Below are 17,263 nucleotides of genomic sequence, written 5' to 3' on the forward strand. Positions count from 1 at the left end.
GAAACGTCATTCGCTGACGAAATAGTAAGCAGATCGGTCCGTTAAATATCACAAGACAGAACTTGAAGAGCCAACCTTGCCTAACGCGTCAAATCATGTGGCGAAGGGGTGATTTGAACCGGTTGTTTTGCTGAAGCTAAAGCTTATGAAAATTGGCTTGTTAGATCATATGGGGTACGGAAACCTGGGTGATGCTGCTACCCAAGAGGCATTAATTGCGAACATCAAGCGACGTCTGCCGGACACTGAGATTGTTGGATTTTCACTGAACCCCGATGACACCAGGAAGCGACACGATATTGCCTGCTACTCAATTACACATTGGCATCCAGGGCTTGCCAAATCCGGGTTAGCAAGGGTGGATGATCCGAATCTGTGGTCTCAACTCAAATTGACTTCTAAAAGGGTCCCTATTGTTTCTGGGATGATCAAGCGTGCTTTGCATTTATGCCGAGAAGTGGCGCATCTGTTCCGGTCCTACAAAGTGTTACGGTCCCTAGATACCATGATCATCGCTGGCGGAGGGCAGTTGACAGAATTATGGCGCGGCCCTTGGTCACATCCTTACAACGTGCTTAAGTTTTCGATACTTACAAAGCTCGCAAACAGAAGGCTGTTATTCCTCAACGTAGGCGCGGGGCCTTTGAGCAGTAATCTAAGCAAAATTTTCGTCAAATTTGCCGTCCATCTGGCTGACTACGTTTCACTTCGTGATGTCGAGTCGCAAGCATTAATCCGGCGGCTAGGAGTGAACCGCACAACTGAGGTCTTTCCCGATTCTGTTTACGCTCTTGATGTTTCAAGCTATGAAGCCACTGAAACCGTGAAGCCTTTGAGACCGCTGGTAGGAATCAATCCGATTGGGTTCTGTGATCCACGGGTTTGGCTAAAACGAGACAAGTCTGCATATTTACATTATCTAGATAAATTGACAGAGTTTTCGTTGTGGCTTATTCGTCAAGACTACACATTACGAATATTTTCTGGTGAACTGAGTGTTGATGTCCATGCAGTAGAAGATCTAAAAGAACGGATACTGAACAGCTTGCCGTCAGGTAATCATGGCGAGATGTTTATACCCCCAAGTATCGATTTGAAAGATCTGTTGACTGAAATGTCTCGGTTCGACTTCGTCGTTACTTCCAAGTTTCACGGTGTAGTATTTTCTCACCTCTTGGAAAAACCAGTAATCGCCCTCAGCTATCACAAGAAGATAGACGACTTGATGCGAACTGTGGGACATAGCCAACATTGCCTGAATATAGAGAGCTTTGATTGTGAGCACTTCAAGAAGACATTTAAATCGTTGGTCGAAAATGCCGAGGGCCTCAAATCGCAATTTCGCAAGGAGGCGTATTCGAGATCTGAGTTATTAAAGACGCAGTTCGACCAGCTTTTCACGTGTCGAGATTCAGAGTTCTATTTAGATGCCTTGAAATCTGAGAAGAATGGAGCCGTCGTAGGTAACTCGACCTAGCGAACATGGATCTCTGCTTTTTCGCAGAAGGGGGGGGAATGGACAGCGCATTACAACCTTTAGTAAGCGTCGTAACTCCGGTGTACAACGAGGCGGTTCACCTCGCGGAGTGTATCGAGAGCGTTCTCGCTCAGACATATCACAACTGGAACTACACCATCATCGACAACTGCAGCACCGATGGGTCCTTGGAAGTCGCCCGCCGATATGCGGCAAGAGACCGACGGATTCGGATTCACGCGAATCAACAGTTTCTACCCGTCATTTCGAACCACAATCTCGCATTGCGCCTGATTTCCGCTGAAAGCAAATACTGCAAGGTAGTGCTTGGGGATGATTGGATCTTTCCTAATTGTCTAGAACAAATGGTCGGCCTCGCTGAGTCGCATCCCTCGGTCGGAATCGTCGGCGCCTACGCACTGGAGGGGCAACGAGTTGCGTGGACGGGGTTACCATATCCGAGTTCCTTGGTTTCCGGTCTAGAGATCTGTCGCCGCCATCTCCTCGAGGGACTGTATGTATTTGGATCGGCAAACGCAGTCCTCTATCGCGCGGATTTGGTAAGGAGCCGTGATCCCTTCTACAACGAGGCCAACATCCATGCAGACACAGAGGTGTGTTTTGCACTTCTTAAGATGTGCGACTTTGGCTTTGTCCATCAGGTACTCTCTTTCACCAGAGTGCGGCCAGGGTCGCTCACGACAGCTTCCGAGGCACGGGCCACCTATTTTCCAAGTATGTTGCGGCTTCTGAACACGTATGCTCCGGACTACCTGACTTCTCAGGAAGGTGAAGCACAGCTTGCGCAGTTGATGCTGGAATATTACAGATTCCTAGGTAAGAGCCTGATGTTACGTCGTGACAAGCAGTTCTGGGACTATCACAAGGAGGAGTTAAATAAGGCGGCCATGGGATTTAGCCATGTTCGTTTGGTCAAGGGTACGCTAGAAACTCTGTGCAACGCTGCTGTGGATCCTAGAAATACAGCGCGAAGGTTGCTACAGAGCGGTCGCAAGCTACGATTTTCCGGCCGCGTGCAGAATCTGAAGGGCGAGCCGAGCACTATCACAGCAAAGGAGTCGCACGAAAATGAGACACCGCCGCATGAGCCGTTCAGTCTGAAGGTGCACTAGGGGGACGAGAGACATACCTAATACGTGATTCGACCTCAAACCTTGTGCGTTGCATCCTACTGCACAGCCCAATACATGACAGGGATAAACACCGCGGATAGACCCATCGTGGAGACAGACAGTAATGGCATATATATATTCGCTTCCGACTTCAGCCTCATTTACTGGAAAAGGTTTGGTGGGATATACGTTTGGCCCACTGAGTCAAAAAGATGTAGAGCTCTACTACGTCGAAGTAAAAAAAGGCCACGATGTATTCATGATAAGCAAGAAGATCACACGCACATACTACATTCTCTCCGGAAGTGGTTACTTTACTATAGGAGGTCATAAATATAATGTCGGGCCTGGGATGCTCATCGAGGTCCCGCCGAAGATCGAATATTGCTACTCTGGGAGAATGACACTCATTGCTTTTTCTAAGCCGCGCTGGTTTAGCGGGAATGATACTTTTACCAAGTGGAATGCCGATGTCGTCGGTCAAGATTTGGCATATCGGACAGATGGAGGATCCCTATTGACGCGATTAGTTAGAGTGAGGCTCTTCGGAAAATCGCCGGTCAACGCCTTTCTACGGCTCAATCAGCGAATATGGGACAATCTGCCTTCGTCCTTGGCTGTTCTTAGTGCAGTGCGCCTATGCGGTGATTTCTCGCACAAAGTCGCTCGCATGCAAGTTCGCTCCCAAGCTTTTGCCACGTTATTTCTTCGAAATCGACCTGAATTGGAATTGATCCGACGTCTCTTAGAGAGGACTGCGAAAGGCGGTCACCTAAGAGTGACAGTGTTAGGCTGCAGTACTGGTGCTGAGGCTTACTCGGTGGCTTGGAAAATACGGTCTGCGAGGCCTGATATAAAACTTACACTCCGCGCGGTGGATATTTCCAAACAGGCAGTGGAATTTGCGAAATGTGGCATGTATTCGATTGCAAGCTCGCAATTGACCGATACACAGATATTTGAAGCGGTGACTCCATCTGAGATGGAAGAGTTATTCCACAGGAACGGAGACACCGTTACAGTGAAATCTTGGATCAAAGAAGGTATCGAGTGGCACGTTGGCGATGTCGGAGAGCCGGAGGTCATCGATGGTCTAGGTCCCCAAGATATCGTAGTGGCAAACAACTTTCTGTGCCATATGGATCCTCCGAGCGCGGAGATGTGTCTGCGCAACATTGCTCGCCTGGTGAGTCCGAATGGATACGTGTTTGTTTCTGGAATCGACTTGGACGTCCGGACAAAAGTTGCGCGCGATTTAGGATGGGTTCCGCTGGAAGAATTGCTCGAGGAGGTTCACGAAGGAGATCCTTATTTGAGAAGATATTGGCCGGGTCGATATGCAGGCCTCGAGCCTTTGAATAAAAAGAGAGCTGATTGGCGAATTCGCTATGCAGCGGCTTTTCAGTTCGTCCCTAGGGTGATTTCGTCGCTGACTCTATGTAACGAGGAACTCGGGGGCGGGTCAGAGCGGTCGGAGTGGGTCCCAGTTTTGTCTGGAGATGGGAACTCCAATCATCCGATGGACGCTAATTAAATGGGCCAGCCGATCATGTCGCCAAACAATGAAGACATAGATCTGGAACGATGGACATTGGCCGATCGAATTGCCGAGAAATCAGTGCTCGTGTCAGGCGGCAGTGGCTTCATCGGTACGCATCTTTGCCGCCGACTTATCGCCTCCGGAGCCAGATTGCATGTCGTTTCACGCGAGCGGCGAAAGTCAGAAAGCGAGCGCCTTCAATGGTGGCAGGCCGATTTTAAGGACATCGTTGCAGTTCGTCAAATCTTTAAGGACACACAGCCGCATCTAGTTTTTCATCTAGCTAGCCAGGTTATTGGTGCACGCCAATTAGGGGCTGTGTTACCAACTTTTTATGATAACCTTGCCAGCACGGTTCACTTGCTAACTGCAGCCGCCGAAACAGGATGCCAGCGCGTTGTCCTGGCAAGTTCCTCAGAGGAACCGCAAATCTTCGACGACACAACCTTCGCTTGTTCTCCTTATGCAGCGTCGAAATGGGCGAGCAGCATTTATGGACGCATGTTCCAACAGTTGTTTCAACTGCCGGTTGTGATGCCCCGCATCTTTATGACCTATGGTCCCGATCAGAAAGATTTGGAGAAATTGGTGCCCTTTGTGACGCTCAATCTGCTCCGCGGTGAGGCGCCGAAGCTAAGCAGTGGTCGGCGGCGGGCGGACTGGATCTATGTTGACGATGTGGTTGAAGGTTTGCTGAGAGCAGCAATCACTCCCGGGATTGAGGGTTGCTCGTTCGATCTCGGCTCGGGCACATTGGTGTCAGTTCGTGAAATCGTAGAGCGAATTGCTGAGATCGTTGGTGCTTCCATCGAACCGACCTTCGGTGCTTTGCCAGATCGGCCGTTTGAGCAGGAACGGCCAGCTGACACCACCTTCTCGTCCGACAAGCTGGGATACCATCCCAGAACCACCCTCAACCTTGGACTTGAGACCACAGTAGCTTGGTATCGTAGGCAACTCAGTTCGGCTTCGAACTAACTCCCTTCGACAGGGGGTAACTCCGCTGTCCCTCGGCAAGAAATCCCCGCTCTGGAATGCGGTCTCTATAAACGATCGAAGCCTTGGCAAGAATTGATCCCGAGGTCGTGTATCTGAGCGTGCGAAAAATGAAAACCCAAATTATGCGATTAGCTAAGACCAGCCTTCTGGTGCTGACCCTACTCAGCCCGATGCGTGCTATTGGACAAGTTTCAGTTTTGACCCAGCACAACGACAACGCTCGCACCGGACAGAACCTGAATGAGACTACCCTCAATACTTCGAACGTCAGCCAAAATAGTTTCGGGAAGCTATTCTCGCGCACGGTTGACGGCTTTATCTATGCCCAGCCGCTGTATGTTCCAGGACTTACGATTCAAGGGGCAACCCATAATGTCGTGTATGTCGCCACTCAGCACAACAGCGTATATGCGTTTGACGCCGACAATCCCAACACTCCGGCTCCCTTGTGGCAAGTGAACCTGGGCACACCTGTTCCCAGCCAGGACATCTGCATAATCAGTGGCGATACCAATCCGGCAGATTGCCCTTACTACGATATTAGCCCGGAGATCGGAATCACCAGCACGCCCGTCATCGACCCCGTGGCAGGGATCATCTATCTGGTCGACAGGACGAAGAACACAACAAACAGTACTTATCACGATTATCTTCACGCATTGAGCCTGACAACTGGAGCCGAAGAGCTTGCCGGCCCAGTGGAAATCACGGGCCAGGTAGCCGGGACCGGTACAGGAAGTTCCGGTGGCATCGTCGCATTTCAAGCTGCCTATCAGCATCAGCGGCCAGCATTACTTCTCGAGAATGGAGTCCTTTATCTAGCGTTCGGTTCAGTCGGCGATATTGGTGGTGTTTATCATGGCTGGGTAATGAGCTACAACGCCTCAACGCTGCAACAAGAGGCGATATTCAACGTTACTCCAGATGGGGACGATGGCGGAATGTGGTCTGCCGGACAAGGGCCGGTTGCTGACAGCTCGGGCAATATCTATATGATGACCGGAAACGGTGACTTCAATGCAAATACGGGCGGCACAGACTACGGCGATTCATTTATAAAGTTCAGTGGCTCGAGCCTCGCCGTATCGGACTATTTCACCCCGGACACTCAGGCGACGTTGAACGCCGATAATACCGATCTGGGATCCGGTGGCCCAATGTTGATGCCGGGTACTTCGCTGCTTGTAGGTATGGGAAAAGACGCAACCCTGCGAGTAGTCAACAGCGCCAATATGGGCCACTATAACTCAAGTACTAACAACGATGTTCAGGAGTTCTCCCCGACATCTAATGCCTTTTTCAGCTCTCCGATCTACTGGAATAGCCCCAACTTTGGGCCGGTCATATACATCTGGGGTGCGGGCGACTATCTGAAGGCATTCCAGTTCAAGGGATCGACTTTTGCCACGACCCCAGTTTCCCAAGGTACATCGCTGAATAGTTCTGGTGATCCTAACGCGGCGGCCCTTTCGATTTCTGCTGATGGGAGCATGACGGGCACGGGCGTTCTTTGGTCAACTGCCTCAATTTCCCAGTGGGCGAAAGGCACCCAGGTTCCTGGGATTGTCCGCGCCTTCGACGCTACTAATCTTACTGATGAGCTATGGAACAGCACGCAAAATCTGGCACGGGATGATGTAGGTAATTCGGCTAAGTTCAATCCCCCGACGATCGCCAATGGGAAAGTGTACGTTGGATCGTTTTCCGGACAGCTACAGGTCTATGGCCTGAATCCCCCGGCCTTCCAGGGAGTTCAATTCGTTCAGGTCGCTTCAGCCACGCCCCAATCAACTCAGACAACGGTTCCTGTTCCCTTCACCGGAGCGCAGACCGCCGGTGACCTGAACGTTGTCATCGTGGGCTGGAACGACACCACCGCCGCAGTGCAGTCGGTTGCCGATTCCGCTGGGAACACCTACACGCTGGCATTGGGTCCGACCAAAGGTACGGGATTGAGCGAGTCGATCTATTACGCAAAGAGCATTTTGGCGAGCACCGCCAATACGGTAACCGTCACTTTCAATCAAGGGGCAACTAAGCCGGACGTCCGCATCCTGGAGTACAGCGGAGTGGCGACGTTCAGCCCTCTGGATGTATCAACCGGCGCATCGGGAAACACCTATATTGCCGACAGTGGCTATGTGAATACAAATGCCGCGAACGAACTGATTGTCGGGGCCAGCATGGTGCAGAGTAATACCACGGTGATGGCCGGCGCGCCCTTTACACCCAGAGTTATCACATCACCGGATTCGGATCTTGCAGCAGACCGCCTCGTAAATGTGCCTGGTAGTTATCATTCGTGGGAACCTCTGAACGCCGCTGGCAACTGGGTCATGCAAGTTGTCACGTTCAAAGCTGCTTCCACGAGCACCGTACCGTTTGTAAGTAGCGTAACTCCAAACGCCGGACCGCTATCGGGCGGAACCGCTGTAACGATTACAGGCATTGACTTCGCAGCGGGTGCGACGGTGGCCTTTGGCAGTACCGCGGCGACCAACGTGACGGTGGTGAACAGCACGACCATCACGGCGACCACGCCGGCAGGCAGCGCGGGAGCGGTGACTGTAACGGTGACCAACTCCGGCGGTCAGAGCGGCAGCCTCGCGGGTGCTTTCACCTATGCGGCTCCCCCGACGGTGAGCGGCGTCAGTCCCAACAGCGGATCGACTTCGGGCGGAACCGCAGTGACCGTCACTGGGACCAACTTCGCAAGCGGGTCTGCGGTAAAGTTTGGCTCGGCGGCTGCGACCAGTGTGACGGTGGTCAACAGCACGACCATCACAGCGACCACGCCAGCGGGCAGCGCGGGAGCGGCGACCGCGACGGTGACGGTGAACGGTCAGAGCGGCAACCTGGCCAGTGCCTTTACCTACATTGTGGAGCCGACAGTGAGCAGCGTGTCCCCGAACAGCGGTCCCGTAGCCGGTGGAACATCGGTGACCATCACCGGGACCAACTTCGCCAGCGGGGCGACCGTGACGTTTGGCAGCACAGCGGCCACCGCGGTGACGGTGGTCAACAGCACCACCATCACGGCCACGACTCCAGCGGGCAGTGCCGGAGCAACAACAGTGACGGTAGCGGTGAACGGGCAGAGCGGCAGCCTGGCCAGTGCCTTCACCTACATCGGACAGCCGACGCTGACCAGTGTCAGTCCCAACAACGGTCCTGCGTCGGGCGGCACGGCGGTGACCCTCACCGGCACCAACTTCGCAGCCGGGGCAACGGTGAAGTTCGGCTCGACGGCGGCGACCAGCGTGACGGTGGTGAGCAGCACCAGCATCACAGCAGCCACGCCTGCGGGCAGTGTAGGCGCGGTGACCGTGACGGTGACCAACTCAGGAGGACAGACCGGGAGCCTGACCAACGGCTATACCTATAACGCATCGGTGCCGATCAGCTTCACCCAGGTGGCCTCGGCCACACCGCAGACGACCTCCGCCACGGTGAGCGTGAGCTACCCTGCGGCCCAGACGGCGGGAGACCTGAACGTGGTGGTAGTGGGGTGGAACGACACCACCTCGACGGTGCAGTCCGTCAAGGACAGTGCGGGCAACACCTACAGCCTGGCCATCGGGCCCACCGTCGGAACCGGTTTGCAGGAATCGATCTACTATGCGGCGAACATAGCGGGCGGCAGCAGCAACGCGGTGACGGTAACCTTCAGCCAGGCGGCGGCGTTTCCGGATGTGCGCATCCTGGAGTACCGGGGAGTCACAACGCTGGACGTGACGGCAGGCACAACCGGGAGTAGTGCGGCCGCCAGCAGCGGCGCGGCGACCACGACCAGCGCCAACGAGTTGATCTTCGGGGCCGACTACGTATCGACGACGACAACGGCGGCGGGCAGCGGATTTACCTCGCGTATCATCACGACTCCGGACGGAGATATAGCTGAAGACAAGATCGTGACGACGGCGGGCAGCAACAGCGCCACTGCGACCTTGAGCGGCGCCGGACCCTGGGTCATGCAAATGGTGACCTTCTTCGCGACCCCGTCCGGCCCGGCACCGACAGTGAGCAGTGTCACTCCCAACAGCGGGTCGACTGCAGGAGGCACCGCAGTCACCATCACGGGAACGAACTTCGTCGCCGGCGCAACAGTGACCTTCGGCAGCACCGCGGCCACCAGCGTGGCAGTAGTCAACGCCACCACCATCACCGCCACAGCTCCGGCAGGCAGTGCGGGCGCAGCAACGGTGACGGTCACCAACTCCGGCGGTCAGAGCGGGAGCCTCGCCAGTGCCTTCACCTACATCGCGCCGCCAACCGTGACCAGTGTCTCGCCCAACGGTGGCCCACTTGCCGGCGGCACGCCAGTGACCATCACAGGAACCAACTTCGCCGCCGGAGCAACAGTAACCTTCGGCAGCACCGCGGCCACCAGCGTGACCGTAGTCAACGCCACCACCATCACCGCAACCACACCAGCAGGCAGCGCCGGTGCGGTGACCGTAACCGTAACCAACAGCAATGGACTCAGCGGCAACCTCGCCAGCGGATTTACCTTCGCTCCAGCCCCAACCGTCAGCAGTGTCTCGCCCAACACCGGATCAACCGCGGGCGGAACGGCGATAACGATTACGGGAACGAACTTCGCCCCGGGGGCCACGGTAGAGATTCTGGAAACGAGAAGGCAAGCGACCAACGTGGTGGTGGTGAACAGCACCACCATCACCGCCACTACGCCGACGGGGAACGCCGGCGCGGTGACCGTGACGGTAGCGGTGAACGGACAGAGTGGAAACCTGGCCAACGGGTTTACCTATATAGTTTCGCCGACGGTGAGTAGCGTTAGTCCGAACAGCGGCCCAGTGGGGGGCGGGACGACGGTGACCATCACCGGGACCAACTTCGCGACCGGGGCGGCAGTGACGTTTGGTAGCACGTCGGCGACCAACGTGACGGTGGTGAACAGCACGACCATCACGGCGACCACCCCGGCAGGCAGCGCGGGAGCGGTGACCGTGACGGTAACGGTGAACGGTCAGAGCGGAAGCCTGGCCGGTGCCTTTACCTATGCGGCTTCCCCGACGGTGAGCAGCGTCAGTCCCAACAGCGGGTCGACTTCAGGCGGAACCGCAGTGACCATCATGGGGACCAACTTCGTCGCCGGGGCGGCGGTGACCTTCGGCTCGGCGGCAGCGACCAGTGTGACGGTAGTGAACAGCACCACCATTACAGCCACCACGCCGGCGGGCACTACCGGCGCCGCGACCGTGACCGTGACCAACTCGAGCGGTCAGAGTGGCAGTCTGGCCAGTGCCTTCACCTATATCGTGAAGCCCACGGTGACCAGCGTGTCCCCGAACAGCGGTCCCGTAGCCGGTGGAACATCGGTGACCATCACAGGAACCAACTTCGCCAGCGGTGCGACCGTGACGTTTGGCAGTACTGCGGCCACCGCGGTGACAGTGGTCAACAGCACCACCATCACAGCGACCACTCCAGCGGGCAGTGCGGGAGCAACGATGGTGACGGTAGCGGTGAACGGGCAGAGCGGCAGCCTGGCCAGTGCCTTCACCTACATCGGACAGCCGACGCTGATCAGTGTCAGTCCCAACAACGGTCCTGCGTCGGGCGGCACGGCGGTGACCCTCACCGGCACCAACTTCGCAGCCGGGGCAACGGTGAAGTTCGGCTCGACGGCGGCGACCAGCGTGACCGTGGTGAGCAGCACCAGCATCACAGCAGCCACGCCTGCGGGCAGTGTAGGCGCGGTGACCGTGACGGTGACCAACTCAGGAGGACAGACCGGGAGCCTGACCAACGGGTACACCTATAACGCATCGGTGCCGATCAGCTTCACCCAGGTGGCCTCGGCCACACCGCAAGCCGCCTCCGCCACGGTGAGCGTGAGCTACCCTGCAGCCCAGACAGCGGGAGACCTCAACGTGGTGGCAGTGGGGTGGAACGACACCACCTCGACGGTGCAGTCCGTCAAGGACAGTGCGGGCAACACCTACAGCCTGGCCATCGGGCCGACGGTCGGAACCGGTTTGCAGGAATCGATCTACTATGCAGCGAACATAGCGGGCGGCAGCGGCAACGCGGTAACGGTAACCTTCAGCCAGGCAGCGGCATTTCCGGATGTGCGCATCCTGGAGTACCGGGGAGTCACAACACTGGACGTGACGGCAGGCACAAGCGGGAGTAGTGCGGCCGCCAGCAGCGGCGCGGCGACCACGACCAGCGCCAACGAGTTGATCTTCGGGGCCGACTACGTATCGACGACGACAACGGCGGCGGGCAGCGGATTTACCTCGCGTATCATCACGACTCCGGACGGAGATATAGCTGAAGACAAGATCGTGACGACGGCGGGCAGCAACAGCGCCACTGCAACCTTGAGCGGCTCCGGACCTTGGGTCATGCAAATGGTGACCTTCTCCGCGACCCCGTCCGGCCCGGCACCGACAGTGAGCAGTGTCACTCCCAACAGCGGGTCGACTGCAGGAGGCACCGCAGTCACCATCACGGGAACGAACTTCGTCGCCGGAGCAACAGTGACCTTCGGCAGCACCGCGGGCACAAGCGTCGTAGTCGTCAACAGCACCACCATCACCGCCACAGCTCCGGCAGCCAGTGCGGGCGCAGCGACGGTAACCGTCACCAACTCAGGCGGTCAGAGCGGGAGCCTCGCCAGTGCCTTCACCTACATCGCGCCGCCAACCGTGACCAGTGTCTCGCCCAACGGTGGCCCACTTGCCGGCGGCACGGCAGTGACCATCACAGGAACCAACTTCGCCGCCGGAGCAACAGTAACCTTCGGCAGCACCGCGGCCACCAGCGTGACCGTAGTCAACGCCACCACCATCACCGCAACCACACCAGCAGGCAGCGCCGGTGCGGTGACCGTAACCGTAACCAACAGCAATGGACTCAGCGGCAACCTCGCCAGCGGATTTACCTTCGCTCCAGCCCCAACCGTCAGCAGTGTCTCGCCCAACACCGGATCAACCGCGGGCGGAACGGCGATAACGATTACGGGAACGAACTTCGCCCCGGGGGCCACGGTAGAGATTCTGGAAACGAGAAGGCAAGCGACCAACGTGGTGGTGGTGAACAGCACCACCATCACCGCCACTACGCCGACGGGGAACGCCGGCGCGGTGACCGTGACGGTAGCGGTGAACGGACAGAGTGGAAACCTGGCCAACGGGTTTACCTATATAGTTTCGCCGACGGTGAGTAGCGTTAGTCCGAACAGCGGCCCAGTGGGGGGCGGGACGACGGTGACCATCACCGGGACCAACTTCGCGACCGGGGCGGCAGTGACGTTTGGTAGCACGTCGGCGACCAACGTGACGGTGGTGAACAGCACGACCATCACGGCGACCACCCCGGCAGGCAGCGCGGGAGCGGTGACCGTGACGGTAACGGTGAACGGTCAGAGCGGAAGCCTGGCCGGTGCCTTTACCTATGCGGCTTCCCCGACGGTGAGCAGCGTCAGTCCCAACAGCGGGTCGACTTCAGGCGGAACCGCAGTGACCATCATGGGGACCAACTTCGTCGCCGGGGCGGCGGTGACCTTCGGCTCGGCGGCAGCGACCAGTGTGACGGTAGTGAACAGCACCACCATTACAGCCACCACGCCGGCGGGCACTACCGGCGCCGCGACCGTGACCGTGACCAACTCGAGCGGTCAGAGTGGCAGTCTGGCCAGTGCCTTCACCTATATCGTGAAGCCCACGGTGACCAGCGTGTCCCCGAACAGCGGTCCCGTAGCCGGTGGAACATCGGTGACCATCACAGGAACCAACTTCGCCAGCGGTGCGACCGTGACGTTTGGCAGTACTGCGGCCACCGCGGTGACAGTGGTCAACAGCACCACCATCACAGCGACCACTCCAGCGGGCAGTGCGGGAGCAACGATGGTGACGGTAGCGGTGAACGGGCAGAGCGGCAGCCTGGCCAGTGCCTTCACCTACATCGGACAGCCGACGCTGATCAGTGTCAGTCCCAACAACGGTCCTGCGTCGGGCGGCACGGCGGTGACCCTCACCGGCACCAACTTCGCAGCCGGGGCAACGGTGAAGTTCGGCTCGACGGCGGCGACCAGCGTGACCGTGGTGAGCAGCACCAGCATCACAGCAGCCACGCCTGCGGGCAGTGTAGGCGCGGTGACCGTGACGGTGACCAACTCAGGAGGACAGACCGGGAGCCTGACCAACGGGTACACCTATAACGCATCGGTGCCGATCAGCTTCACCCAGGTGGCCTCGGCCACACCGCAAGCCGCCTCCGCCACGGTGAGCGTGAGCTACCCTGCAGCCCAGACAGCGGGAGACCTCAACGTGGTGGCAGTGGGGTGGAACGACACCACCTCGACGGTGCAGTCCGTCAAGGACAGTGCGGGCAACACCTACAGCCTGGCCATCGGGCCGACGGTCGGAACCGGTTTGCAGGAATCGATCTACTATGCAGCGAACATAGCGGGCGGCAGCGGCAACGCGGTAACGGTAACCTTCAGCCAGGCAGCGGCATTTCCGGATGTGCGCATCCTGGAGTACCGGGGAGTCACAACACTGGACGTGACGGCAGGCACAAGCGGGAGTAGTGCGGCCGCCAGCAGCGGCGCGGCGACCACGACCAGCGCCAACGAGTTGATCTTCGGGGCCGACTACGTATCGACGACGACAACGGCGGCGGGCAGCGGATTTACCTCGCGTATCATCACGACTCCGGACGGAGATATAGCTGAAGACAAGATCGTGACGACGGCGGGCAGCAACAGCGCCACTGCAACCTTGAGCGGCTCCGGACCTTGGGTCATGCAAATGGTGACCTTCTCCGCGACCCCGTCCGGCCCGGCACCGACAGTGAGCAGTGTCACTCCCAACAGCGGGTCGACTGCAGGAGGCACCGCAGTCACCATCACGGGAACGAACTTCGTCGCCGGAGCAACAGTGACCTTCGGCAGCACCGCGGGCACAAGCGTCGTAGTCGTCAACAGCACCACCATCACCGCCACAGCTCCGGCAGCCAGTGCGGGCGCAGCGACGGTAACCGTCACCAACTCAGGCGGTCAGAGCGGGAGCCTCGCCAGTGCCTTCACCTACATCGCGCCGCCAACCGTGACCAGTGTCTCGCCCAACGGTGGCCCACTTGCCGGCGGCACGGCAGTGACCATCACAGGAACCAACTTCGCCGCCGGAGCAACAGTAACCTTCGGCGGCACCGCGGCCACCAGCGTGACCGTGGTCAACACCACCACCATCACCGCAACCACACCAGCAGGCAGTGCCGGTGCGGTGACCGTAACCGTAACCAACAGCAATGGACTCAGCGGCAACCTCGCAAGCGCCTTCACCTTCGCTCCAGCTCCAACGGTCACCAGCGTCTCGCCCAACACCGGATCAACCGCGGGCGGAACGGCAGTCACCATCACAGGAACCAACTTCGCGGCCGGAGCAACAGTGACCTTCGCCAGCACCGCGGCCACCAGCGTCGTGGTGGTCAACACCACCACCATCACCGCCACTACGCCGACGGGCAGCGCCGGCGCCGTCACCGTAACTGTCACCAACCCCGGCAATCAAAGCGGAAGCCTCACCACCGCCTTTACCTATGTGGTCACAGCCGGAATTACAGCTCCCGGCAACTTCTCCGGTGCCCTAATGGGGACCTCAGTACCGACTTATGTCGCCGGACAGCAGTACTACAACGCGACTAAAGGCACTTCGTTTACGTCTTCATCTTTCAACAGCACCGGCGCGGATCTATTGGTTATGTTTCTGGGCTGCCATAACAACACGATCTTCACGGTCACTGACAGCTACGGCAATACCTGGTTTCCCTTGGCCGGTCCAGCTTTCAAAGTCGGGAGTAGCGGATTTCCCATGGAAGGCGAATTCTTCTACGCTCCAAACGCGAAAACTGGGACAGGCCATACTGTAACGGTCGGGCTCAGCCAGCCTGAACCCTTAGTTATGTCGATTGCCGCGTTATTGGGCGACAACATCTACTCGCCGATAGACGCTTATAGCTTTATCACAGGCGACAATGGGACAATTGCTAAGTACATCAGCAGCAGTCCATTAATCACGTCTCAGCCGAACGATCTGCTCCTCGGAATTGTTAAAGGATTCGGGAACAACACCTACACGGCGGGGACCGCATACACAGGACAAGCGGCATCTACCGGCCTAAACTTCAGCGCCGAAACGGGAGTTGCACTTACAGTCGGCAACTATAGTTCCAGCTTTATTGCTTCCGCAGGTGACTTCTGGCAAACCGTTATCGCGGCGATTGCGCCCAAACCGAATGAGGCTGTCTTCAGTTGGACGCCATCTACCGGCGGCATTATCGCTAGCTATCTCGTTGAAAGATGCACGGGTCTGAACTGCTCCAATTTCAGCCAGATCGGCAGCGTCTCAGCCCCGGCTCTGACTTACACAGACACAACCATTTCATCAGGAACTGTCTACAGCTATAGAGTCCGCGCTCAAAGCTCTACCAATACTTTCAGTGCATATTCCATTGTCCAGCCACTTAGTCCGGTCATACCGTACATCGTATCCGGCTTTGCCGCTAATTCGCTAAGGGCATTGTCGTGGAATGCGTCAGGAGAAAATGGAGGTTCGATCAGCCAGTATTCTATCGAAAGATGTGCTGGCGCTGGATGCTCCAATTTTTCTCAGATCGCAGCGACGTCAAGCACCTCTTATATCGACGTTTCTGCGGCAGGCGGCACGACTTATACTTATCGAGCAAGAGCTCAAGATGTCAATGCCGTTTACGGTCCCTATTCAGTGGCGGCGACGGTCACAATTCCAGCCTATTTCGATAACGCAGCGGACGGTGGAAACAATGGAGGGAGCACGACGTCGCTTACCTATGCGTATACCGTCGGCGCGAATTCCAACCGCCTGCTGCTGGTGAACCTAGTTGGCGACTCGTCAGCAGATGATATCTCCTCCGTTACATATGGTGGGGCATCGATGACTCTTGTTACAAAAGTCCACACGCCAACGCCAAATCAGTTATGGCACTATCTGTATTATCTGCTGTCGCCAGTCTCCGGAAAAAACAACGTTGTTATCACAGCAGCCAGTTCCCACAACCTGATATCGGAAGCTACGTCTTGGTACAACGTCGCACAATCTGGCCAACCCCAGGCATTCACGACTGCCACGGCGGCTTCCGGTGTGACCTTAACAACATCTTTACCAGCAAGTTCCAACAACGCGATAGTTGCGGAGAGCATGTGGGCTCCCGTGCAGGTTCTTCCGAGTACTGGCTCGACTGAGCTGGTTGAGGATTCGGCCTTTCAGAGTCTCGGCATGTTTTCGAGCGTTCCATCGCCTGTCACTCAGGCTTTCCCGCTGTCTATGACGAACACATGGGGTGGTCAGGACTCGGCCTCCAGCATAATGAGTTCTTTCTTTCTCGCGTCAAATGGAACGGCCGGCATAGCATATGACAACTCGGCTGATGGCGGAAACAATGGCGGATCAACAACATCGCTAACGTATTCTTATACAGTGGGGAGCGGTCTTAACCGGCTACTGATAGTTAATCTGATTGGGGATAACGTGGCTGACGATATTTCGGCTGTCACTTATGCCGGTGTTCCGATGACCCTTGTTGGCAAGATCCAAGCCCCGTCTAGTAACAACTGGCAATATCTGTACTACCTCGTTAACCCGTCCAGCGGTTCCAACAACATTGTCGTAACCGCGGCTAGTGCTCATTACCTGATATCTGAAGCAGCGTCTTGGTTCAACGTCAAGCAGATCGCCCAGCCGGACGCTTCGACGACGAACACAGCGGCCGCAGCAAGTACCTCCATTACTACATCATTGACCACTGTCGCATCCGGATCGCTGGTCGTACAAGGGCTCTGGTCTTACGGACATCTAGCCGCTGGCGCGGGCGCAACTCAGATACTTGTTGATGCAGCGATCGGTGGGGCGGGGATTTTCGTGAGCAGCGGATCTCCGGTTTCTCCGGCTGGGAACGTCAGTATGACGACCATTTCCGACGGGACACAAAGCACTGGCGTCATTATGGCGTCGTTTGCTCCCGCGCCCTAGAATCGAAATAAAAGGGGAACTCTGTTGCCCGGGAACAAACGAATAATATTAGTGCCCTAAATAGACATCAGTT

Annotated in this window: 5 protein-coding genes; all 5 read left to right on the forward strand. The window is 57.1% G+C overall.

Features of this window, described 5'->3' with window-relative positions; translation table 11 throughout:
• Positions 1-145 precede the first annotated feature (145 nt).
• The 5 genes from RBB77_RS19120 (at position 146) to RBB77_RS19145 (ending at position 17,190) form a co-directional block, all read left to right on the forward strand.
• Positions 146-1,477 carry a polysaccharide pyruvyl transferase family protein gene (locus RBB77_RS19120; protein WP_434557078.1) on the forward strand — a complete coding sequence of 444 codons (1,332 nt, stop codon included), beginning with the start codon at positions 146-148 and terminating at the stop codon, positions 1,475-1,477.
• Between the two features lie 38 nt (positions 1,478-1,515).
• Positions 1,516-2,610: a glycosyltransferase family A protein gene (locus tag RBB77_RS19130; RefSeq protein ID WP_353063322.1), complete on the forward strand. Its 1,095-nt coding sequence runs from the start codon at positions 1,516-1,518 to the stop codon at positions 2,608-2,610.
• A 124-nt stretch (positions 2,611-2,734) separates the two neighbouring features.
• Complete coding sequence (locus tag RBB77_RS19135; protein WP_353063323.1) at positions 2,735-4,144, forward strand: CheR family methyltransferase; 1,410 nt, start codon at positions 2,735-2,737, stop codon at positions 4,142-4,144.
• Positions 4,145-5,128, forward strand: a complete 984-nt coding sequence (locus tag RBB77_RS19140) for an NAD-dependent epimerase/dehydratase family protein (RefSeq protein WP_353063324.1) — start codon at positions 4,145-4,147, stop codon at positions 5,126-5,128.
• A gap of 143 nt (positions 5,129-5,271) precedes the next feature.
• Positions 5,272-17,190, forward strand: a complete 11,919-nt coding sequence (locus RBB77_RS19145; RefSeq protein WP_353063325.1) for an IPT/TIG domain-containing protein — start codon at positions 5,272-5,274, stop codon at positions 17,188-17,190.
• Positions 17,191-17,263: the final 73 nt, after the last annotated feature.

This window comes from Tunturibacter psychrotolerans (assembly GCF_040359615.1).
Classification (GTDB): Bacteria; Acidobacteriota; Terriglobia; order Terriglobales; family Acidobacteriaceae; genus Edaphobacter; species Edaphobacter psychrotolerans.

What these genes read in the sequence shown, in the direction of transcription:
- RBB77_RS19145 (WP_353063325.1), top strand. Translation starts at nt 5,272, where the DNA reads ATGCGATTAGCTAAGACCAGCCTTCTGGTGCTGACCCTACTCAGCCCG.
- RBB77_RS19140 (WP_353063324.1), top strand. Translation starts at nt 4,145, where the DNA reads ATGGGCCAGCCGATCATGTCGCCAAACAATGAAGACATAGATCTGGAA.
- RBB77_RS19130 (WP_353063322.1), top strand. Translation starts at nt 1,516, where the DNA reads ATGGACAGCGCATTACAACCTTTAGTAAGCGTCGTAACTCCGGTGTAC.
- RBB77_RS19135 (WP_353063323.1), top strand. Translation starts at nt 2,735, where the DNA reads ATGGCATATATATATTCGCTTCCGACTTCAGCCTCATTTACTGGAAAA.
- RBB77_RS19120 (WP_434557078.1), top strand. Translation starts at nt 146, where the DNA reads ATGAAAATTGGCTTGTTAGATCATATGGGGTACGGAAACCTGGGTGAT.